The sequence below is a fragment of the Streptomyces sp. NPDC047525 genome (assembly GCF_040643025.1).
GTDB lineage: Bacteria > Actinomycetota > Actinomycetes > Streptomycetales > Streptomycetaceae > Streptomyces > Streptomyces durmitorensis.
Map to the genome: position 1 here is coordinate 20,694 of NZ_JBEYTL010000001.1, position 21,351 is coordinate 42,044.

Sequence of the window (21,351 nt, forward strand, 5' to 3'; positions counted from 1 at the left end):
CACCGCCCCCGCCGCCCTCGTCGTACCACTCTCCCGTTCTCCCGCCCGCAAGCCCGAAGGAAGGTCGAAGATGTCAGCGGCTACCGAACCCGCTCCCCGCACCACCGACGTCCCCCACCTCGACGTGCTCGACCCCGCGTTCCGCTTCGAGAACCCGGAGGTGACCGAGGCACAGGAGCGGCACTGGTACGCGAACACCCCGCTCGGGCGCCTCGTGCTGCGTCACGCGGAGGCGAACGACATCATCCGGGACAGCAGGATGACGCACGACGGCCCCGGATTCATGAAGCAGAACGGCATCACCGAAGGCCCGGTGTACGACTGGTTCGTGGGGGCCCTCGTCAATCAGGACGGGGCCCACCACCGCCGTCTCAAGTCCCTGGTCAACAAGGCGTTCACGCCGCGCATGGTGAACGACCTGCGGCCGGTCATCCGCGGGACGGCCGAGCGCCTGGCCGACGACCTCGCCGCCGCCGACCACACCGACTTCTACGCGGACTTCGCCGATCAGCTGCCGCTGGCGGTGATGACCGAGCTCCTGGGCGTGCCCGCCAAGGACTTTCCCACCTTCGGCACGTGGAGCTCGGACATCGGCCTGGTCTTCAGCCTGGCCGCCGGAGGCGACATCCCGGCGCGCGTCGAGGCGGCCGTGAGCGGGCTGTACGACTACGTGGACTCGCTGATGGCCCAGAAGGTCGACCGGCCGGGCGACGACCTGATCTCCGCCCTGGTCAAGGTGCGCACCGAAGAGGGCGACGTGACACCGGAAGAGCTGCGCAACCTGGTCGTCACCATGGTGTTCGCAGCCCATGACACCACCCGCCTTCAGCTGGCCAACGCGATGGTGACCTTCGCCGAGCACCCCGACCAGTGGCGGCTGCTCGGCCGGCGGCCGGAGCTCGCCCCTCAGGCGGTCGAGGAGGTCATGCGCTGGCGTCCGTCGTCGAACGCCGTGTTCCGGCATGTCACCGAGGACCTGGAGTTCCGCGGCGAGCAGTTCGGCCGGGACACCATGTTCCTGATCGGTGTGCAGGCCGTACAGCGCGATCCGCGTGCCTACCCCGGCGGGGAGGTCTTCGACATCTCCGAGCCCCGGCAGACGCAGGTGCTGCAGTTCGGCGGCGGCCCGCACTACTGCCTGGGCGCCCCGCTGGCCCGCATGGAGATGGCGCAGGCCCTGCCCGCCCTGGCCGGGAAGCTGCCGGCGCCCTCCCTCACGGGCGAGGTCACCTGGCGTCCCGCCGTCGGCATCACCGGCCCCGAACACCTGCCGCTGCGGTTCGGCTGACCTGGACCCTGGAGCTGCCCATGAAGATCACCGTGGACCACGAGAAGTGCTGCGCCGCAGGCCAGTGCGCCATGTTGGCGCCCGACGTGTTCGACCAGCGTGAGGAGGACGGCCTGGCCGTCGTGCTGCGGCCGGAGCCGGACCCGGCGCTGTACGACGCGGTGCGCGAGGCCGCGGCGTTCTGCCCGGCGGCGGCCATCCGGGCCGAGGAGTGAGCGGGGACCGCGTCGCCGTCGTCGGCGCTTCGGCCGCAGGACTCGCCGCCGCCGAGGCGCTGCGCCGGCACGGCTGGCAGGGCGAGCTGAGCCTGATCGGCGCAGAGCCCCATCTGCCGTACGACAGGCCGCCGTTGTCGAAACAGTTCCTCTCCGGGGCATGGGAATCCGAGCGCACCCGGCTGCGCTCCCGCGAGCAGTTGGCGAGCCTCGGCCTCGATCTGCGCCTCGATGTGGCCGCGGTCGCCCTGGACGCGCGGGCCGGGCTCCTGACGCTGTCCGACGGCAGGGAACTGCGGTGCGCGGGCGTGATCGCCGCGACCGGCCTGCTCTCCCGCCCCTTCCCGGGCGCCGCGGGTGTGACCGGCGTGCGGAGTCTGCGCGGCCTGGACGACGCGATGGCGCTGCGCGGGATGCTCCGTGCACCGCGGCAGCGTGTCGTCGTCGTCGTCGGCAACGGCGTCCTGGGCAGTGAGATCGCCGCCGTGACAAGGGAGTTGGGGCACGAGGTGGCACTTGTCGGACCCGCGGCCACTCCGATGCAGCACTCACTGGGTCCGTGTCTCGGCGCCCTCCTCGCGCAGGCCCACACCGCCAAGGGTGTGGTGCTGCACGGCGGGCGCCGGGTCACTTCCCTGGGCACGGAGGGCGGCGCGGTGCGCTCGGTGCACCTGGACGACGGCACGGAGCTGCCGGCCGACCTCGTCCTGACGGCCACCGGGTCGACGCCCGCGACGGCATGGCTTGCGGGGGACGACGGCCTCGACCTCACGGACGGCCTGGGCTGCGACACCTACTGTGCGGCCGCACCGAATCTGTACGGGGCCGGTGACGTCGCCCGCTGGCGCCACCCGGTCTACGGTCGCGAGCTGCGCGTCGAGCACCGGATGAACGCGACCGAGCAGGGCGCGGCCGCGGCCCGCAACCTTCTGGCGGGCCTGCGCCCCCGACTGGGCCTGAAAGCCGCCGAGTTCGCTCCGGTCCCCTACTTCTGGTCGGACCAGTACGACATCAAGGTCCAGGCGTACGGGCTGCTCGCGACCGGCGGGCTTCGCCACACCCGGGTGGCCCGCGGCGAGCGGCTCGGCGCCGCGGCCCTGTACGGCGATGAGGGCCTCGCCACCGGTGTCGCCGCGGCGAATCTGCCGCCGCGCACGGTGCGTGCCCTGCGCGCCGTGATCGCGCGCCCCACCCCCTGGGACGAGGCCGTGGCCGGTTTCACGACGGCCCTTGACTGATTCACCCCATGTGACCCAGGTCACCACGACAGAGGGACCGAAGGCGCACTGCCGCCAGTTGGGTCCCTTCGCACACCGGCGATGCCTCGCCGGTGCCCTCCCCCGCTCGCACATCGAACGGACGTCAGGCCTGAGGAGGTCTCATGACCACGGCTCCAGCAAAGCGGACAGGACTCGTCCTGTTCCTGCTGGCCTTCTCGCAGTTCATCATCAGCGTCGACTACAACATCGTGTACGTCGCCCTGCCCGACATCGGTGAGTCCCTTGGTTTCTCCGCCCAGTCGCTCCAATGGGTCGTCTCCGCGTACGCGGTCTCCTTCGGCGGCCTGCTTCTCTTCGGCGGTCGCGCGGTGGACCGGATCGGCGCTCGGCGACTGTTCTTGACGGGTCTGGTCTTCTACGCCGTGTCGTCGCTCGCGGGCGGTCTCGCCTCCGACCGGACGGTCCTCATCGGCGCCCGACTGGTGCAGGGCGTCGGCGGCGCGCTGCTCTTCCCCGCCGTACTCGCCCTGATCGCCACGTCCTTCGACGGCCCGCTGCGCACCAAGGCGTTCGCCGTGTGGGGTGCGGCCGGCTCGCTCGGCCTCGCGGCCGGTGCGCTGCTCGGCGGCGTCCTGACCGATCTGGCCTCGTGGCGCTGGGTGTTCTTCATCAACATCCCGCTCGCCCTGATCGTGCTGATCCCGGCCCCGAAGGCGATCCGTCCCGACGGACGCGCGAACCTGTCCGTGGGCGGCTTCGACCTGCCCGCTGCGATTCTCGCGACCGTCGGCGTCTCCTCGATCGTGACCGGTCTGGTGACCGGGCCCGAGGAGGGGTGGACACACGCGCTGCCGATGGGTGCGCTGATCCTGGGTGTGGTGCTGCTCGCCGCCTTCTTCGTCACCGAGGCCAAGACCCGTGAACCCCTCATGCCGCTGCGGCTGTTGAAGAACCGTCCGCTGGTCGTGTCCGTGGCGGTACTGCTGGTGTTCCAGACCGCGCTCGCCGGCGGCTACTACGTCTTCACCACCTACGCGCAGCCCGTGCTCGGCTACAGCGCCATCGAGGCCGGCCTTGCGTTCCTGCCGCTGACCCTGGCTTCCATGATCGGCTCCGGGAAGATGGCGCCGAAGTTCATGGACCGCTTCGGCATGCGCGTCACCCTGTCCACCGGAATGATCGTCAACGGCGTCGGCATCGCCCTGACCGCGATGGTGATGACCACCGGCGGCTCCTTCTACGCCTTGGTCCCCGGCTCTGTCATCTGGGGCATCGGCGGCGGTCTCGTCTTCGTGTCGGTGTTCGCCTCCGCGGGCTCCGGCGTCGGCGACGAAGAGCAGGGCGTGGCCAGCGCCATGGCCTCCACCGCCCAGCAGGTCGGCGGCGCCGTCGGCCTCGCCGTCCTGGTGGCGGTCGCCAACTCCACGTTCACCGGGACCTACGCCGACGCCGCCAAGGCCGACATCGTCTCCGGGCTGCGACTGGCCGGCGTGATCGGCGCCGGCCTGCTCATCCTGGGCGGCTTCGTCGCCCTGGCGCTGAAGAAGGACGTTCCGCACAAGGACGAGGAGCGGCCCGCCCCGCTGCCCGCCCCGGCCTGCGGCTCGTCGGACAGCTGCGCGGCGCTGCAGAAGCAGAGCGCGTCGTCGGAGCCGGCCTGCGGGACGGCGGACAAGGAGCCCGCCACAGTCGGCGCCGGTTCCTGACCGGACGGCGTGCCGCCCCTCGACGAGGGGGCGCATGCCGCCACGGATCCCGGGCGGGCCCCACGGCCCGGCCCGGGCAGCGGCGATGGCCGATCGCAGGCGTGCCACGGACGGCACGCCTGCGCTGCTGTGTGGCAAAACCCAACTTTCTGTGCAAGTTGCCATAGTCATCCCAGACAACATGCATTCCTTCCTTTTCGGGATTTCTTCCACGTAGCCTCGACGGAGATCCGGTCCTCGCGTGCGGCTCGGCCGCGGCGGGACAACACACCTGAGGGGGAACGGATGGGCACCGCATTGATCGTGGGCGGCAGCGTCGCCGGACTTGCCACCGCCGTCGCCCTGGCGCAGACCGGTTGGCGTGTCCTCGTCCTGGAGCCCGCCCCCGAGCCGCCCCTCGGGCCCGTGGCACAGGCCGCGGAGATGTGGGAGCGCCCCACAGTGCCCCAGGCCCACCAGTCGCACACACTCACCTCTCTCGGCGTACGCACCCTGCGCGAGCGCGCCCCGCGGGTTCTCGCCCTGGCCCTGGGGGCGGGCGCGCGGCAGCTCGACCTGACCCGCTGTCAGCCGGCCGGAGCCACCGGCGGGGCACGGGAGCCCGGGGACGACGAGCTGGTGGCGCTGGGCTGCCGCCGAGCGGTCCTGGAACTGGCGCTGCACCGGTACGCGGCGGCGCTGCCCGGCGTCACCCTGCGGCACGGCACGACGGTGGAGGCGCTCGAACTCGCCCCGGGCGCGGACCGTGTGCGGGGCGTCGTCACCCGCGGCGGCGGCCGCGTGCGGGCCGACATCGTCGTGGACGCCACCGGCCGCCGGGCCCTGTCCCGGTCCTGGCTGCGCGGCTGCGGCATCCCCCTGGCCCAGGACCTCACCGGCCCGTCCGGGCTCAGCAGCCACTCACGCCTCTACCGCCTGAAACACACACTGGCGCCGGACGAGTTCCCCACCCCCCTCGACCGCGGGCACGGCGTCGGCGACGTCTGGGACCACTACGCGGGCATGCTGCACCCCGCCGACGGCGGCACCTTCTCCATCGCCCTGGGCACACTGCCCGGTGATCAGGCCCTGTCGGGCCTGCGCACATCGGCAGGCTTCACGGCGGCGGCAACGGCCACTCCGGGGTTCGCCCCGTGGCTGGACCCGGACGTGAGTGCGCCGATCTCCCCGGTGCGCACGCTGAGCAGTCCGCTCAACGCCCTGTGGGGCACGGCGAGTTCCCGCCAGTACCCGGTTGCCGGGCTCTTCCCCGTCGGGGACGCCGCCTGCGTCACCAATCCGCTGTTCGGCCGCGGCATGTCGCTCGCCCTGGCGCACGCGTTCCGCCTCGCCGACGCGCTCGCCGATCGCCCCGAGATCGACGCGGCCCAGCGCCGGTCGGTCGCGCGGATGACCGAGGAACTGTTCCTGCCCTGGTACACGCAGTCCGTGGCGAGCGACCGGGCCCGCATCGCCCGCTGGCGCTCCGCCGTCAACGGCACCCCGGCATGGGCCGGTTCGGCGCCGGACGGCTGCCTGCCCACGGTCGAGGAGATGGCGAGGGCGGCCCGCCTCGACGGCATGGTGTGGCGCGGTCACACCCGGATGCTGATGTCCCTGACCACCCCGCCGGAGCTGTTGTCCGACGCCACGTTCGTGGCCCGGGTCCGGCAGGGGGCGCCTCAAGCCGACGACCGGCCGCGCCCGCCCCGCCGCGAGGAGCTGGTGCGCCGCGTCATGGCAGCGGAGCACTCCGCACCCGGCGCCGAACTGGTCGGAGCGGCACACCGATGAGCCCACCGCATCCCGCGGGCCCGGTACTCCGGCGCGCGGTGACACCCCCCTGCCTCACCCAGAGCCACCTGAACACGGCCGCGCGGCATGCCGGGAGGGCACGGCCCGGCCTTGCCGCCCGGCACGCGGCGCGGATCGCGCACGAACACCATCTCGTCCGGCCGGCTCACGGCAGCCGCCGGGCTGACCGAGGAGAAGCGCCTTGCCTGACCACCCGCCGACCCCGTTGCTCACGCACCCGGTCCTCTCGGCCTCTGTGCCCCGAGCGAGCCTCGTCCGCCTCGGCCACACCGGCTCCGCGGACATCGTCACCCGCATTCTGCGGCTCGCCCGGCGCGACGCGTCCACCGTGCGGATCACCGAGTACGACATCACGGACCCGTTCTGGCTGCTGCGCGCGGGCGAACTCGACGTGATGGTGGCGAAGTTCGGGGTACGCGAACCGGACCTCGTGTCCAGCCGGGTCCTGACCCAGGACGCCCGCGCCGCGGTCGTCGGTGCGCACCACCCGCTCGCCCGCTGTTCCTCGGTGTCCGTGGAGGACGTCGCCGACTTCCCCGTCCTCGACCGGCCCGACCTGTTCCCCGCCGAGATCTGGGACGAGGTGGTACCCAGGCACACGCCGTCCGGGCTGCCGCTGCGCCGGGCGTACCGGTTGACCGGCGTGCCGGAACTGATGCGCCTGCTCACCGCGAGCACCGCCGTCCACCTGTCGGTCCTGTCGGTGGCCGATGTCGCTCCGCCCACGGTGCGGGTCCTTCCCGTGCACGACCTGCCACCCGCTTCGGTGACGCTCGTCTGGCGGCGGGGCGATGTCCCCGCCCAGGTACTGGAGTTCGTCGTCGCCGCCGAGGCGGGAGCCGCGCAGTGAGCGCGCCTCGCCCGTCCGCCCACGACGTCCTTGCTGTCGGGGCTGTCGGGGCTGTCGGGGCTGTCGACACCCTGCCCGCCGGGCCGTAGCGATGCTTCCCTCCCTCCAGTCGACTCGGCCGGACCGGCTTGCGCCGCCGCCCGCACCGCGCCCGTACCGGAAGCCGCCGGTGCGCCACTCCCCCGGGCTGCGCTGGGCCGCGGCCCTGTGCAACGCCGACTGGCACATCGGCGCCCCACTGTTGGTCGCGCTCGCGACCACCTGGCACACGGACATCGCCTCCGTCGCGACCGGCATCGCGGCCCACTCGCTCGGCCAGGGCCTCGCACTGCCGCTGTGGGGCTGGCTCACCGACCGGATCGGGCCCGCGCGCAGCCTGCGCGCGGGCCTGCTGATCGCCGCGGTCGCGTCCGCCGGTCTGGCGTTCTGTCCCGACGTTGCGTACTGGATCGCGCTGCGCACCGCGGCGGGCGTGGGCTTCGCCGCCGTCGCGCCATCGGTGTCCCTCTATTACGACCGGCTGCACTCGCCGCAGGCCCGTCAGAGCGCGTTCGCCGGGCTCACCACCGTCACCGCGGCGAGCGCGATCGCCGCACCAGTGATCGCGGGCACGGCCGTGCAGATCGGTTCGTGGCGCCCCGCGTTCGCCCTGCTCGCGCTCCTGACGGCGGCGACAGCTCTGCGCATCCGCCCCTCATCGGCGCGGGAACGCGACATCACGGTCCTGGCGGCGTCGAAGCGTCCCTCCGGGCTCCGGCCGCACGCGCCCATGGGCACCGCCTACGTCACCGTCATCGGGCTCGGCGCCGCCGAGGGCGCGGTCATGCTGGCCCTGCCCGCCCTGATCTCCCCGGCCCTCGCCGCCGCCGGCACACCCCAGGCGGCCTCCCCGGCCCTGACTGTCTACGCCGTCGGGGTTCTCCTCGGCACGCTCGCGCTGCGCCGCCACGCGCCCCGCTGGGGCCCCAGGAGGCTGCTCGCCACGGGCGGTTCACTGGCGGGCACCGGAGCGCTGCTCGCCGCGGCGACGCCGAGCGTGGCCTTCGTCCTGCTCTGCGCGGCCTTGCTCGGCGTCGCCTGGAGCTACCTGCACACCACGTTGCAGACCTGGCTGCCGCGCCTGGTCCCGGACCGGGAGCGGGCGCGGGCGGCGTCCCTGTTCTCGGCCTCGGGGATGCTGGCAGGATCGGCCGTGGTGGCCACGACGACCACACTGCTCCAAGACGGTCACCGCACGCTGGTGTTCGCGTCCGGCGCCGCCCTGTGCGCACTCCTGACGGCCTGGACGACGACTGCGGCTCGCCGCTGGGGATGAAGGATCCCTGGCTTCGGGCCGCAGGGTCCCTGACGTCAGGCCGCGGTCCACCCGCCGTCGACAGGAACAGCGGCTCCCGTGACGAACGAGGCCCGGTCGCTGCACAGCCAGGCCGCGGCCTGCGCCACCTCTACCGGTTCGGCCATCCGGCGTTGCAAGGACCGTGTGGTGTAGGCCTCTTCAAGCTCCGGCGCGGACCGCAGCACGTCCTCGATGAGCTCGGTCCGCGTACTGCCCACGACCAACGCGTTGACACGGATGCCCCGTTGGCCGTACTCGTCGGCGGCGGCCCGGGTCAGGCCGATCACCGCATGCTTGGCGGCGATGTAGGGCGCGGTCGCTCCCGTGGCCAGGACACCCGCGATGCTGGCGGTGTTGACGATGGAACCTCCGGTACCGGATTCCAGCATGACGGTTATCTGGGACTTGAGGCAGTTCCACACCCCGCGCAGATTCACGTCGAGCGCCTGGGTGAACACCGAGTCGTCGGTCTCGTGCAGCGGCGTCCCGGCTGTGGCCCAGCCCGCGTTGTTGAAGGCCGCGTCGAGGGTTCCGTACGTCTTCACCGCGTCTTTCACCACACGCTCCACATCGCCGGGGAGCGTGACATCACCCGGCGACGCGAGCGCCTTGCCGCCGGCCGCGGTGATCTCCTCAGCCAGCTCCCGCAGGCGGTCCTCCCGCCGCGCCATCAGCACGACCGAGGCTCCCTCGGCGGCGAACAGCCTGGCAGCCGCAGCGCCGATTCCGCTTGACGCCCCGGTGATCATGATCGTTGCGCCGCTCAGCAGGTCGGTACTCCCACTCGAACCCCACATGCGCCTCATAGCCCCTCCCGTTAAAGCCGGTTACAACAACACCTCCACCCTGACTGACCCCGGCCAGGGGCCCCCTCTCCCCATCGGTTCGTGACCCCTCGCACTCACGGCGACACGGAAGAACCCTCTCCCTTGACCGCGTTGACGTTGACGCAACCCCGGTCCGGATCCACGACGATCCGCTCGACGACTTCACTCCTGGCGATCCCGGGCAAGAGCAACTGCCACATCTCCATCACCCGTTCAGGCAGGGCGGACAGGCCGCCCACGGCCTGGGCATAGTGCTGCATCCCCGTGAAAGCACCCACCAGGAACGACGCCACGACGCCGGGGAGGACCCCCGGAAGCAGCTCATCCGTCTCCTGTGCCGCCTCCAGCCACCCTTCGAAGATCGCTTCGAAGTCCTGGTAGGAGACATCCCTTCCGATGCCGAGCGCCTGCTGCTCCATGGCGAGCCGCACCGCGGCACGGATCAGCGGGCTGACGTTCAACTGGTGCGCCCACACCATCGAGAAGTCCACCACCCGCTGCACCCCGCCGGACTCCAGGTCCGCAGTCAGCTGGTTGGTCTGCGCCAGCATGACGGCGCGGGCCAGCGCCTCCTTGCTCTCGAAGTGGAAATACACCGCCCCCAGCGTCACACCCGCCCGCTTCATGATCTCTCGCATGCTGGCGCCCTTGTATCCCAGCTCGTCAAAGGCGGAGGCGGCGGCATACAAGATGTCGTCGCGGGTCCTCAGAGCACGTTCCTGCTTGGGCTGCACTGCCATCGAGCGTCCCGCCTTCCACGGACATAAAAACGAACGGCCGTTATTTTACCGGCTCTTCCGAGGGTATGACCACTCGCAGCATTCAAGGAGCAGCAAAGGAATCTCCGCTTCCGCACCCGCCAACCTCTCGCGCACCGGCGAGAGTTCGCCAACCGCACCTCCGCTCGACAGGGTGCGTCACTGTCTGTCACGCGGCGATTCAAGCCAAGTGCGGGACGAAGTGACGCGCGCCGACCGGCGCACCCTCCCCTCCTCCACACGCTCAACACCCCTCCAGTCAGCCTCAAGTGCCGCCGCGTCCCACCCTCGGCGCCGTCGGGCACGAACTCGGGCGACCGCCGCGTTCCAGCCAGCTCTCGACAACAAAAAGAACACTCGTTATGTTGCCTGAGCGGCGTGACAGCGCCAACTGAGTACGGCGAAGCATCCATCTACGTCCATGCACCCGGGGGGGCCACTCATGCCTGTCATCCACCCACTCCCGCTCACTCCAGCGGGTACAACCGTTCCACCGCACTACGTGCACAAGCTGGACGCATCAGAGGTTCTCCTGACGTCCTTGGACAACTATCGGCCCGACACATTCGTCGTCTCCGCCCGCTGGCCGGTCCGCCACCGTTTCTATGACCCGCAGCGCGGCCTGCACGACCCGATGCTCTTCGCCGAGACTGTGCGCCAGTGCTTCCCGCTGCTGTCGCATGCCAGTTACGACCTGCCCCTGGGGCACCACCTGATCTGGCAGTACCTGAGCTACGAGATCAGACCTTCGGCCATGCACATAGACACCGGCCCCACCGACCTCCAGCTCTACATCACGTGCTCGGACATCCAGCGCCGCCACAACGGACAGCTGGCAGCGGTGACCCTGCACGTCACCGCATTACGGGACGGCAAACACCTGGGGAGGGCTCAGGCGCGCTTCTCCTGTCATGCGCCATCCATATACACCCGCCTGCGCGGCCGCCACGCAGGCATGACCAGCGCGACCGGCACTCTGCCGCCCGCGGAGACGCCGAGTCTGGTGGCGCGGGACCAGGACGACAACGTGGTGCTCTCGCCGACCGAGCAGCACGGTCGCTGGATCCTGCGCAACGACACGTCTCACCCCGTCCTCTTCGACCACCCCGTGGACCACTCGCCGGGGATGCTCCTTCTCGAAGCGGCACGCCAGGCCGCCCATGCTCACGCCAACGTCTACGCGGAGCACGCGTACCCCATCAAGATCGAGTCGACGTTCCTGCAGTTCTCCGAACTCGACGCACCGTGCCACGTCTCCGTCGAGGCACTGCCCACCAGCGACCGGACCCACCAACGGACACAGGTGCACGCGACCCAGAACGGAGACATCACGTTCTCGAGCCTCGTGACCGCGCTCATCGGGCCGCCGGCCCCGTGACCACCGACAGCTGAGAAGCCGATGTGCCCCGGATCGCCTCATGCGATCCGGGGCACATCGGCGTGCTCCCTGCGACTACCAGCGCACCGGCAGCGCCGTCGGCCGCCGCAGCAGCACACCCACGTCCCACGGCAGCGTCTCGGGGTCCGCGTCCAGGGCGAGTCGCGGGAACTCCTTGGCCAGCCTGGTCAGCACGGTCGTGATCTCGAGACGGGCCAGGGCCGCCCCCAGGCAGTGGTGCATTCCGTAACCGAACTGCAGGTGCCTCGCACCACCACGGTCGGGGTCGATGGTCTCGGGAGCGGGAAAGACCTCGGCGTCGCGGTTGGCGGCGAAGACGTCTGCGTACACGGCCTCCCCCTCGTACACCACTCCTCCGGTCGTCTTCACGTCCTGGGTGGCAAGGCGGGGGAAGGCCGAGGAGACGCCGAGCGGTATGAGCCGTATCAACTCCTCGACCAGGCGCGGCGCGAGAGTCGGGTCGTCCACGAGCCGCTGCCACAACGGCGGGGCGCACAACATGACGTACACGGCCTTGGCCAGCACGGACAGCGAGTTGTGATCACCGGCGACGACCGCCGGGAGCAGCAGCCCGACGAGTTCTTCGTCGCTCAGCGCAGGCTCGGCCTGCTCCCTGCCGGCCACGAACCGGCCGACGAGGCCGTCCGGGTCGCTGGGTCGCGCACCGGTCACCAGGTCGGTGACGTATGCGTACACCGCGGTGAAGTGCTCGGTCAGCGTGTCCATGTCTTCGCCGGACGCCAACTGGACGGTGCGGCCGTAGGCGTGCACGAGGGCGAGATCCTGGGTCGGTAAGCCGAGGAACCTGGCGTTGACCTCGGCGGGGACCGAGTCCAGGACGGTGCGGAACAGATCAGGGTGCTCCTGGGCCCTCAGGTCCGCGAACCGTGCATCGATGATCTCCCCCAGCGCGGGTCTCAGACGTGCGACACCGGCGGAGCTGTAGTCCGACGTCACGAAGCGCCTCATCCGCGCGTGATGTGGCGCGTCGAGGTTGATGAGGAGCTCGGGGGGCATGGCCGTGGGTAGAAAGCTGGGCCCGTCGTCGGTGTTGGTCTCGGTCCGGCTGAAGGCCGGGTCGGTCAGCACCTGGTGGACATCGGCATAGCGAGTGAGGTGCACGGCGGCGTGACCGCTGGGCAGGCCGATCCTCGGCAACCCGCCCTCGGAAAGTTCCGCCAGGGGCACGTAGGCGGGAGGAGGGTCAAGGCGCGGAATGTCCTTGACGCTGATGATGGAGGCGGGCACGGCAGTGCTCATATTCATGACATCCCTTGTTCGTCGTAAACCGTCACTTGGTCGTTCGAACTCGCCCGCGATCGCCTCTCCGAGAAGCAGCGCGGGACATTGAAGACAATCACCGCGTCAACAGGTGCTCGGTGCGGCTCGGTGCCTCACATCAACAGGTTCGAGTGCAGCACTTCGAACCCCGGACACCCCGTGAGCCGGCCCAGGTCGCGCAAAGCCTGAAGATTGTCGCGGAAATGCACGACGCGCCATCCCTCGCTCCTGGCGGCCTCGCAATTGACGGCAAGATCGTCCACGAGCAGACACTCGCCGGGTTCGACACCGGCGCTCTCCGCGGCCAGCCGGAAGATCAACGGATCTGGCTTACGGACACCCACTTTGCAGGAATCGATGAGGAATTCGACGTCCCCGGCAGGTGCCACGATCGGCCTCCAGAAAGGCTCCCATTCCACGACATTGTTCGACAGAATCCCCACTCCGAGACCGTGATCACGAGCGGCCCGAAGCGCCTCCACCATCACCGGGTTGGCCGTGACGCCGTCGAACCACTGCTCACCGAAAGACTCAAGCCGGGCCCGGGAGAGGTCGATCCCCGGGTGATCGTCCGTCAGAGATCGGGCAAGTCGTCGACCCCATTCCGCTTCGGTGAGAGTCGCCAACTCGACGGGAGCCAGCGTGGGCAGACCCATCTCATCGGCCACGGCCCTCATCGCGCCCTTGAGTTGCTCGGGCGCAATGCCGGTTTTGCGCTCATAGGCTCCGTATAACTCCGCCAGCGGCGGCGAGAGCACCCCTCCGAAATCAAACCAGATCATGCGCGGATCATATCGATGCATGCGGGGCACCGCAGAGATCCGGCACACCTGTCCCACATTCAGAACGCCTGTCGGTACTTCCGGATCGGCGCCCTGGATGATTACGAGTCGAGGAAATCCACGAGGCGGCTTTCCGATTTCGTGATGGCGGTCCGACCGGCCCCCGCACCCTTGATGCAGGCGTCAGTGAGCGGTCCAACCGCCATTGCCGGGATCACCCGTCGAGTCGAGAGCCGTCGGACGCGACATTGACGATGACGCCTCCCGCGGCGCCGCGCATGGCGGGCAGCGCGTGCTCGGCGCGAACGCCTCGCCCCCTTCACCCGGCAGGCCTCCCGATACAGCAACTCCCCGCCAGTTTCTCCTTGTTGAGGACAAAGTATGGACGTTGCGAGGCACTCTTCGTACTCTGGGCGTCGCTCTCGTACGGAAGTCTGCGCAAGGCGCGGCCGAAATGCCGCGGCCCGCACCATCGCTATGTGCACGAACTCCACTCCGCGGACGCGGGCCGAGGCGGCCCGGGCCGCCTCGCAGCGCCCCAGCAGGAGACAGAGTGACGCCACACGAGAACCCCACGCGCCCACCCCGCATCAGCCGACGCACGCGTCTGAGACCGCGCAGAGCCACCGGGATACTCCTGGGACTGCTGTTGGCCGCCGGGCTCACCGCGCCGGCCGTCGGCGCCGAGAAGAAGCCCTTCGCCGATCTGCCGCCGCAGGAACCCGGCGTCACGCTGCGGGTCTTCGACGTCCAGTCGCCGCTCAGCAAGCTCTGTGACCTCAAGCCCGCCCAGACCCCCAACGTCGACAAGCTGATCCCCACCGTCGACTGGTCCTCCACCGAAGGCTTCGGGTTCAACGACAACTTCGTCTCCCAGATCATCGGCAACATCGACGTCCCCGCCGACGGCGCGTACTCCTTCCGTCTGATCAGCGACGACGGCTCCCGTCTGTTCATCGGCGACAAGAAGGTCATCGACCACGACGGACTGCACGGCGCCGAGCCCAAGGACGGCGAGATCACCCTCACCCCCGGCTACCACCCGCTGCGCATCGACCACTTCGACCGGAGCAACGACCAGCAGGTCACCCTGCAGTGGAAGCCGCCGGGCGCCGACTCCTTCGTGCTCGTGCCCAACTCCGTGCTCAGCACGGACGCCGACGTGGTGCGGGTCACCGCGCCGGGCCGCAAGGAGTGCGAGGGCAGTTACGACACCCCCGGCGACGGCCTCCCGCTGAAGTCGGTCAACCCCGGCTACACGCTGACCGACCTGCGTCCCAAGGGATTTGAGCCGCAGGTGTCCGCCATGGACTGGCTGCCCGACGGCCGGCTCGCGGTGACCACCTGGGGCGGCAGCCAGGAGACCAAGGGCGAGGTGTACGTCCTGGACAACGTCACCGGCGACACCGGTCCCGACAAGGTCACGTACGAGAAGATCGCCGACGGGCTCAAGGAGCCGATGGGCATCAAGTACGTGGACGGGAAGCTGTATGTCTCCGAGAAGCACCAGCTGACCGAGCTCGCCGACATCAACGGCGACAACGACGCGGGCGAGCGACGGAAGATCGCCGAGTGGCCCTACGGCGGGAACTTCCACGAGTTCGCGTTCGGGCTGCTCTACGAGAAGGGCGACTTCTATCTGAACCTCTCCGTCGCCATCAACTACGGCGGCGCGACGACCGATCCGCAGCCCGCCGCCAACCGCGGCACCACCATCAAGGTGAACAAGGCGAGCGGCAAGGTCAGTTATCTGGCCGGTGGTCTGCGCACACCCAACGGCATCGGCCGCGGCCCGGACAACGAGCTGTTCGTCACCGACAACCAGGGCGGATGGCTGCCCGCGTCGAAACTGGTGCACGTCAAGCAGGACCGGTTCTTCAACCACTACACCAACCCCGAGGGCCCGTTCGACGACAAGAGCGTCACCAAGCCGGTGCTGTGGCTGCCGCAGAACGAGATAGCCAACTCCCCCAGCACCCCCATGACGGTGAAGAAGGGGACCTTCGCCGGGCAGTTGATGTTCGGCGACGTCACCTACGGCGGCCTGCAGCGCGCCGACCTGGAGAAGGTCAACGGCGAGTTCCAGGGCGCGGTCTTCCGCCACACGCAGGGCCTGGAGTCCGGCATCACCCGCATCTCCACCGGACCGGACGGGGCCATCTACACCGGCGGGCTCGGTGCGGACGGCAACTGGGGCCAGGAGGGCAAACTCCGCTTCGGCCTGCAAAAGCTCACCCCGAACGGCAAGACCGCCTTCGACATCAAGACCATGCGTGCCACCCGCGACGGCTTCAAACTCACCTACACCAAGCCGCTGTCGGACAAGACCGTCGAGAAGCTGACCAGCGGCGCCTACTCCGTCGAGCAGTGGCGCTACGCCCCCACCCCCGCCTACGGCGGCCCCAAGGTCGACGAGGAGTCCCTGCCCGTCACCGGCGCCCGCATCTCGGATGACCGCCGCACCGTCCAGCTGACCATCCCCGGCCTCAAGAGCGACCGCGTGGTGCACGTGCGCTCACCGCGCCCGTTCTCCTCGGCCGACGACGAGCAGCTGTGGTCCACCGAGGCCTGGTACACGCTCAACGCGCGCCCCGGCCAGGATGATCCGGTCACCTCCTACGACGCCGAGTCGGCCCGTCTCTCGGGCGGCGCGGACATCGACACCGAGCACGCCGGCTACACCGGCGGCGGCTTCGTCGACGGCTTCGGCGACCCGGGCGCCTCCGCCACCTTCGACGTCCAGGCTCCGGCCAAGGGCACCTACTCCGTGGGCCTGCGCTACTCCAACGGACCCAACCCCGCCGCCGGAACCAAGACCCTCGGGGTCAGCGTGAACGGCGGAACGGCGCACCAGACGAAGCTCCCCTCGACCGAGACATGGAAGCGCTGGTCGACCAAGACCGAGCAACTCGCCTTGCGCAAAGGCCGCAACACCATCACGTACGCCGTCCGGCCCGAGGACACCGGCCACGTCAACCTCGACATGATCGAGGTGCGCAAGCCGGGCGGCCGCATCGACCTGTTCTCCGGCGGCAGCGCCTCCACCGCCTGGCAGCACACCGACGGCCGCAGCGTCGAATGGCCGCACACCGCCGACAAGTCGATCGAGGTGTGCTGCGGGGACATCCGCACCAAGCAGGCCTTCGGCGACTTCAAGCTGCACGCGGAATTCCGCGTGCCGAAGCTGCCCGACGACGTGACAGGACAGGATCGCGGCAACAGCGGGATCTACCTTCAGGAGCGGTACGAGATCCAGATCCTGGACTCGTTCGGAGTGGAGAAACTCGCCGCGAACGAAGCCGCGTCCATCTACACCAAGAAGGCCGCCGACCTCAACGCCTCCACCGCGCCGGAGACATGGCAGACGTACGACATCGTCTTCCGCGCCGCCCGCTACGACGCGGACGGCAAGAAGACAGCGGACGCCAGGGTCAGCGTGGTGTGGAACGGCAAGAAGGTCCACGACAACGTGGCCGTCGACGGCCCGACCGGGGCGGGCGATCCCGAATCCGCGGCGCTGGGCGCGATCCGGCTCCAGGACCACGGCAACAAGGTCCGCTTCCGCAACGTCTGGATCGAACCGGTCGACTGAACGTCGGCAGGACCGTGCGCTCTCCGGGCCGCCGAGTGGCGGCCCGGAGAGCGCACGTCTCACCCCTGCGGGGGATGGCGGATCACCGGACAGGGCAACGAGCCTGAGGTGACAACGGCCCGCGGGCCCTGATGACTGAGGCGGACACGTATGCGCAAGGCCATGGCAATGAGGAACAAGCTCTCCGTGCTGCTCGTGGCGGTGGCCGCGGCCACCGCCACCGCGGTGCCGCTCTCCACGGCCCACGCGGCCGATGGGTACGACCGGTGCCCCGACGGCTCGTACTGCATGTTCTCGGGCCTCGACGGAACCGGCGACATGATCGCCCTGAAGGGAAACACCCCGGACCTCGCGGCGCTCGGCATGTCCGACCGGGCCAAGTCGGACTGGAACCGCACGCCCTCCACCATCTACCTCTGGTCCGACGCGAACTACTCCGGCTGTACGGTCGTCACCTCTGCCGGGCCGACCGGCAAAGGCAACTTCTTCCCCGCCTACCGCGACTTCCTGAGCTCGGTGCAGTTCGACGGGCCGGGCGGTCAGAGCTGCGGCACGCCGCCCGGCGAAGGCGGCTGAGCCGGCCTGAACGGCTACTTCGGCGGGTTGAGCCTGCGGAAGTACGTCCAGCTGGTCTCGTTCGGCTCGCTCCACTTCTCCGGGGCCTGGGCGAACTCCGGGTGGTGGTCGGCGATGTAGGCACGCGTGCGCTCGGGAACCTCGGCGTACGAGCCGAGCTTGCGACCGCGGCAGTGGTAGGTCAGGCCGCCGGGCCGCTGGCCGCGGGCCATCCACGGGAGCCACTGGGACATCCGGGTCCACGACATGGTGGCCGGAACGCTGGGGGCCGGTCCTGCCAGGTCGGCCCGGTCGGCGAAGAACTGGAAGAGCTCCAGTGCCTTGTACGTGTCGCCGGCCGAGTGGACGGGGTACTGGGCCACCGGCAGCGGCGAGGGGTAGGCCAGCGGGATCTCCAGGCTGAAGCAGACCTGCCCACCGAGATCGGTCGTCGGGATCGGGAAGGGGCGCCACTTCTGGTTCGCCGGGTCATTCCATATGTGCACGACCGGCAGGTCCTGCCAGGTCTGAAGGATCTCGCGCGTCACGGGGTCCAGGTAGAAGGCGGCCTCGCGCGTGAGCAGTTGATAGGCGTCCGGACCGCCTTCCGCGTCCTGGACGAGGCGGGCGACGTTGAGCCCCTCGAAGCCGAAGACGCGCTGGTAGGGCTCGTCCGGGGCCCAGGAGTACACGTCTCCGGACCACCAGTACGTGACCTCGTCGCCGTCGAGCGAGGCCCGGGTGCGGGCGAAGGAGCGGAGCAGCTCTGCCGGTGTCGTCATACGGAGAACTCTGCTCCACTGCCGCGCAGTCCGCGCGACCGGGGCATGCGGCCGGACGGGCGGCACCCGGCGGTCACCAGTCGTCCGCGGCTGCGGCCTGCTCTTGGAGAGCAGTGATCAGGGTCGCGAGCTGGGGGTGGTCGCGGCGGCGGCCGATCGTGGCGGCGCCGATGTGCCGCGTCGGAACCGGCTCCTTGATCGGAACGGAGCGCACGCCAGGCACCTCCGGAGACAGCGCGATGGAGGGGATCAGCGAGATCCCCATGCCCGCGGCGACGAGCGAGCGAGCGAAGAAATAGTCGGTTGTCGTGCCGCGCAGCTGCGGGCTGAAACCGGCGCGCTCGGCGTAACGCCTCAGATATGCCTCTGTCTTGAGGCAGCCGAGCACCCAGGACTCGGCCTCCAGCTCGGCGATGTCGAGCGCGGCGTGGCCGGCCAGTCGATGGCCCTCGGGCAGCACGACGTGCAAGGGATCGCTCAAGAGTTCAGTCCACTCCATGCCTGAGTTCTGGCCCACCCGGCCGGGCAGCGGTCCGTCGAAGTGATAGACGAGCGCGAGGTCCACGGCGCCCTGGCGGACCAGAGCCAGGCTGTCTTCGGGCTCGCCCTCCCTGACGTGGAGCACGGTGTCGGGGTGGACCTCCGTCAGCCGGGCGAGGGCGCCGGGCAGCAGAAATCTGCCGCCGCTGGTGAACGTGGCGACGGTGAGCTGCGTGCGGCCCGTACCGAGCCGCTCGACCTGCTGTTGTGCGTGCGCGAGCTCGGCGGTGACCGACTCGGCGGCCTGGACCATGATCCGACCGGCCTGGGTGAGAGTGACCCCGCGCGTGCTGCGCGCCACGACCTGCGTGCCGAGACTGCGCTCCAGGACAGCCATGTGCTGGGAGACGGCCGACGGGGTGAGGCGGAGGGCTGCCGCCGCCCGGTTGAAGCTGCCGTGCTCCGCCACTGCCCTCAGGACGCGAAGCCGCTGCACATCGATCAACAGTATTCCTTAATACCCATCCAGCAAGTCAGCACTTCTACTGGTGACATTAGACCTTCAAGGTGGGGGCATGCAGAGAATCTGTGTCATCGGAGGCAGTCGGTACTTCGGAAAGCTCCTGGTCCAGCAGTTGTTGGCCGCCGGGCACCACGTCACCGTGATCAACCGCGGCTCCACCCCACCACCCCCCGGCGTCGAGCACCTCGTCGCCGACCGCGACGACGAGACCGCCCTGACCACCGCGCTCGGCTCCCGCACCTTCGACGTGGTCGTCGACCAGGTCTGCTACACCCCCGTGCAGGCCGCCATCGCCGCCCGCGCCTTCCACGGCCGCACCACTCGGTACGTCATGACGTCCACGATCGAGGTGTACGACCCGGCGACCGCCGCACTGCCCGCCGTCCCGCACGGCACCCCCGTGCCGGAAGACGTCGTGGACCCGGCCGCCTGGCAGGTGCGGACGGACCTGCCCTGGCACGACACGGCGTACCGAGAAGCCCACTACGCCGAGGGCAAGCGCCAGGCGGAGGCCGTCTTCACCCGCGACGACGGGTTCGCCTTTGCCTCCGTGCGCAGCGCCCACGTACTCGGCGGCGGCGTGCGGGAGTTCACGGGCCGCCTGGCGCACTACACCGAGCGCATCGGCCAGGGCACGGAGATAGCCGTGCACGCAGAGCCGCTGCCCACCGTGTTCATCCACTACGAGGAGCTTGCGGACCTGCTCCTGTGGGCGACCACGGCCACCGACTTCACCGGCCCGGTGAACGCCTGCTCCGACGAACCGCTCGACGTACGCGCTCTGTCCGCCGTCATCGCGGCGCAGACCGGCCGTGAGCCCGTGTTCCGGACCGTCGCCGCGGGATCCGCGGCCTCGCCCTTCTCCTTCGACCGCCACTACGCGATGAGTAACAGGCGTGCGAAAGAGCTGGGCTTCTCCTTCTCCCGCACCACCGACTGGCTGCCCGCCGCCGTCGCCGAAGCCCTCGACGCGTCCGCCGCCCGAGCCATCTGAGGAGCAGACCCGCCATGCAGTACCGCAGTATCGGGAACACGACCGTCAGTGCCATCGGCCTGGGTGCCATGCCGCTGTCCATCGAGGAGCGACCGGACGAGGAGCGGGCCGTCGCCACCCTCCACGCCGCCCTCGACGCGGGCGTCACGCTCATCGACACCGCGGACAGTTACCACTGGCACGCCGGCGAGAGCGGCCACAACGAGCTCCTCATCGCCCGCGCCCTGGCCCGCTACGGCAGCGACACCTCCGGCGTCCTCGTCGCCACCAAGGGCGGCCGCGGCCGGCCCGGCGACGGCAGCTGGACGGTCACCGGCACCCCCGGACACCTCAGGCGCGCCGCCGAGGCATCCGTGAAGCGGCTGGGTGTCGAGGCCATCGGTCTCTACCAGCTGCACAAGCCGGATCCGGCGGTGCCCTGGGCCGACTCCGTCGGCGCGCTGCTCGAACTCCTGGACGCGGGCACGATCCGCGCCGCCGGGATCTCCAACGTGAACACCGGCCAGATCCGCGAGGCGCACGCGATCCTCGGCGACCGGCTCGTCTCCGTCCAGAACCAGTACTCCCCCGCCGTGCGCGACAGCGAGCCCGAACTGCGGCTGAGCGCGGAGCTGGGCCTTGCCTTCCTGCCCTGGAGTCCACTGGGCGGCATCGCCCGCAGCTCCCTCGACGGTCCGTCAGGCCCGACCTCCGCGGGCACCGCCTTCCACCATGTCGCGGCCGGGCACGGAGTCAGCCCGCAACAGATCGCCCTGGCATGGCTGCTCACCCGCTCCCCGGCCATGATCCCGGTACCGGGAGCCAGCCGCCCGGCGTCCATCCAGGACTCGGCCCGGGCCACCGAACTCAGGCTGAGCTCGGCCGAGTTGGCGGAACTTGACGGCGCGCTGCCGAGTTGAAACGACCGGCAGTCCGACCGGCCGCCCCCTTGCGGTCGCGCCTGATTGTGCAGACGGCCACCGCACGACA

General features: G+C 70.0%; 18 protein-coding genes. 12 read left to right on the forward strand and 6 right to left on the reverse strand.

The features are described 5' to 3' along the window. The first annotated feature begins 70 nt into the window (after positions 1–70). The 7 genes from ABZ833_RS00100 (at position 71) to ABZ833_RS00130 (ending at position 8,388) form a co-directional block, all read left to right on the forward strand. On the forward strand, positions 71–1,288 hold the full coding sequence (locus ABZ833_RS00100; protein WP_361038852.1) for a cytochrome P450: 1,218 nt from the start codon (positions 71–73) through the stop codon (positions 1,286–1,288). A gap of 20 nt (positions 1,289–1,308) precedes the next feature. Further along, positions 1,309–1,503, forward strand: coding sequence for a ferredoxin (locus tag ABZ833_RS00105; protein ID WP_361038855.1), 195 nt, complete (start codon positions 1,309–1,311; stop codon positions 1,501–1,503). After that, positions 1,500–2,741, forward strand: a complete 1,242-nt coding sequence (locus ABZ833_RS00110) for an FAD-dependent oxidoreductase (RefSeq protein WP_361038858.1) — start codon at positions 1,500–1,502, stop codon at positions 2,739–2,741. Before ABZ833_RS00105 ends, ABZ833_RS00110 begins: the two co-directional genes overlap by 4 nt. Before the next feature lie 143 nt (positions 2,742–2,884). Beyond that, complete coding sequence (locus ABZ833_RS00115) at positions 2,885–4,429, forward strand: MFS transporter (RefSeq protein WP_361038860.1); 1,545 nt, start codon at positions 2,885–2,887, stop codon at positions 4,427–4,429. A 285-nt stretch (positions 4,430–4,714) separates the two neighbouring features. Further along, positions 4,715–6,202, forward strand: coding sequence for a hypothetical protein (locus ABZ833_RS00120; RefSeq protein WP_361038862.1), 1,488 nt, complete (start codon positions 4,715–4,717; stop codon positions 6,200–6,202). A gap of 202 nt (positions 6,203–6,404) precedes the next feature. Continuing rightward, the gene (locus ABZ833_RS00125; RefSeq protein ID WP_361038865.1) at positions 6,405–7,073 is read left to right on the forward strand and encodes a LysR substrate-binding domain-containing protein; all 669 of its coding nucleotides are present in this window, start codon (positions 6,405–6,407) and stop codon (positions 7,071–7,073) included. A gap of 169 nt (positions 7,074–7,242) precedes the next feature. Further along, positions 7,243–8,388: an MFS transporter gene (locus ABZ833_RS00130; RefSeq protein WP_361038868.1), complete on the forward strand. Its 1,146-nt coding sequence runs from the start codon at positions 7,243–7,245 to the stop codon at positions 8,386–8,388. A gap of 35 nt (positions 8,389–8,423) precedes the next feature. Here ABZ833_RS00130 and ABZ833_RS00135 read toward each other — a convergent pair whose 3' ends face one another. Beyond that, complete coding sequence (locus tag ABZ833_RS00135) at positions 8,424–9,215, reverse strand: glucose 1-dehydrogenase (RefSeq protein WP_361038870.1); 792 nt, start codon at positions 9,213–9,215, stop codon at positions 8,424–8,426. A 95-nt stretch (positions 9,216–9,310) separates the two neighbouring features. Continuing rightward, entirely contained in the window at positions 9,311–9,976 is a 666-nt protein-coding gene (locus ABZ833_RS00140) for a ScbR family autoregulator-binding transcription factor (protein WP_361038873.1), read from the reverse strand. Positions 9,977–10,436: 460 nt separating this feature from the next. On the opposite strand from ABZ833_RS00140, the gene ABZ833_RS00145 reads away from it, so the two are divergent. Further along, positions 10,437–11,372, forward strand: coding sequence for a ScbA/BarX family gamma-butyrolactone biosynthesis protein (locus ABZ833_RS00145; protein WP_361038876.1), 936 nt, complete (start codon positions 10,437–10,439; stop codon positions 11,370–11,372). A 75-nt stretch (positions 11,373–11,447) separates the two neighbouring features. On the opposite strand, the gene ABZ833_RS00150 is transcribed toward ABZ833_RS00145, so the two are convergent. Beyond that, positions 11,448–12,653, reverse strand: a complete 1,206-nt coding sequence (locus ABZ833_RS00150; RefSeq protein WP_361038878.1) for a cytochrome P450 — start codon at positions 12,651–12,653, stop codon at positions 11,448–11,450. A 134-nt stretch (positions 12,654–12,787) separates the two neighbouring features. Beyond that, positions 12,788–13,456: an HAD family phosphatase gene (locus ABZ833_RS00155; protein WP_361038880.1), complete on the reverse strand. Its 669-nt coding sequence runs from the start codon at positions 13,454–13,456 to the stop codon at positions 12,788–12,790. A 643-nt stretch (positions 13,457–14,099) separates the two neighbouring features. On the opposite strand from ABZ833_RS00155, the gene ABZ833_RS00160 reads away from it, so the two are divergent. After that, on the forward strand, positions 14,100–17,048 hold the full coding sequence (locus tag ABZ833_RS00160) for a family 16 glycoside hydrolase (protein ID WP_361041247.1): 2,949 nt from the start codon (positions 14,100–14,102) through the stop codon (positions 17,046–17,048). 162 nt (positions 17,049–17,210) lie between these two features. Next, entirely contained in the window at positions 17,211–17,624 is a 414-nt protein-coding gene (locus ABZ833_RS00165) for a peptidase inhibitor family I36 protein (RefSeq protein WP_361038882.1), read from the forward strand. A gap of 14 nt (positions 17,625–17,638) precedes the next feature. Here ABZ833_RS00165 and ABZ833_RS00170 read toward each other — a convergent pair whose 3' ends face one another. Together ABZ833_RS00170 and ABZ833_RS00175 are read right to left on the reverse strand one after the other, a co-directional pair. After that, on the reverse strand, positions 17,639–18,385 hold the full coding sequence (locus ABZ833_RS00170) for a DUF1838 family protein (RefSeq protein WP_361038884.1): 747 nt from the start codon (positions 18,383–18,385) through the stop codon (positions 17,639–17,641). A 73-nt stretch (positions 18,386–18,458) separates the two neighbouring features. After that, a complete protein-coding gene (locus ABZ833_RS00175; protein ID WP_361038887.1) occupies positions 18,459–19,370 on the reverse strand; it encodes a LysR family transcriptional regulator in 912 nt (303 codons plus the stop codon). Positions 19,371–19,440: 70 nt separating this feature from the next. Here ABZ833_RS00175 and ABZ833_RS00180 point away from each other — a divergent pair, with 70 nt between their 5' ends. Next, positions 19,441–20,382 (forward strand): NAD-dependent epimerase/dehydratase family protein, encoded by a 942-nt coding sequence (locus tag ABZ833_RS00180; protein ID WP_361038890.1) that lies wholly within the window; start codon positions 19,441–19,443, stop codon positions 20,380–20,382. Positions 20,383–20,396: 14 nt separating this feature from the next. Then, the gene (locus ABZ833_RS00185) at positions 20,397–21,281 is read left to right on the forward strand and encodes an aldo/keto reductase (RefSeq protein ID WP_361038893.1); all 885 of its coding nucleotides are present in this window, start codon (positions 20,397–20,399) and stop codon (positions 21,279–21,281) included. Positions 21,282–21,351 lie beyond the last annotated feature (70 nt).

Bases quoted from the DNA above. Each gene is read 5' to 3' on its own strand.
- ABZ833_RS00100 (WP_361038852.1), top strand. From the start codon at position 71: ATGTCAGCGGCTACCGAACCCGCTCCCCGCACCACCGACGTCCCCCAC.
- ABZ833_RS00105 (WP_361038855.1), top strand. From the start codon at position 1,309: ATGAAGATCACCGTGGACCACGAGAAGTGCTGCGCCGCAGGCCAGTGC.
- ABZ833_RS00115 (WP_361038860.1), top strand. From the start codon at position 2,885: ATGACCACGGCTCCAGCAAAGCGGACAGGACTCGTCCTGTTCCTGCTG.
- ABZ833_RS00120 (WP_361038862.1), top strand. From the start codon at position 4,715: ATGGGCACCGCATTGATCGTGGGCGGCAGCGTCGCCGGACTTGCCACC.
- ABZ833_RS00135 (WP_361038870.1), bottom strand. From the start codon at position 9,215: ATGAGGCGCATGTGGGGTTCGAGTGGGAGTACCGACCTGCTGAGCGGC.
- ABZ833_RS00140 (WP_361038873.1), bottom strand. From the start codon at position 9,976: ATGGCAGTGCAGCCCAAGCAGGAACGTGCTCTGAGGACCCGCGACGAC.
- ABZ833_RS00145 (WP_361038876.1), top strand. From the start codon at position 10,437: ATGCCTGTCATCCACCCACTCCCGCTCACTCCAGCGGGTACAACCGTT.
- ABZ833_RS00150 (WP_361038878.1), bottom strand. From the start codon at position 12,653: ATGAGCACTGCCGTGCCCGCCTCCATCATCAGCGTCAAGGACATTCCG.
- ABZ833_RS00155 (WP_361038880.1), bottom strand. From the start codon at position 13,456: ATGATCTGGTTTGATTTCGGAGGGGTGCTCTCGCCGCCGCTGGCGGAG.
- ABZ833_RS00165 (WP_361038882.1), top strand. From the start codon at position 17,211: ATGGCAATGAGGAACAAGCTCTCCGTGCTGCTCGTGGCGGTGGCCGCG.
- ABZ833_RS00170 (WP_361038884.1), bottom strand. From the start codon at position 18,385: ATGACGACACCGGCAGAGCTGCTCCGCTCCTTCGCCCGCACCCGGGCC.
- ABZ833_RS00180 (WP_361038890.1), top strand. From the start codon at position 19,441: ATGCAGAGAATCTGTGTCATCGGAGGCAGTCGGTACTTCGGAAAGCTC.
- ABZ833_RS00185 (WP_361038893.1), top strand. From the start codon at position 20,397: ATGCAGTACCGCAGTATCGGGAACACGACCGTCAGTGCCATCGGCCTG.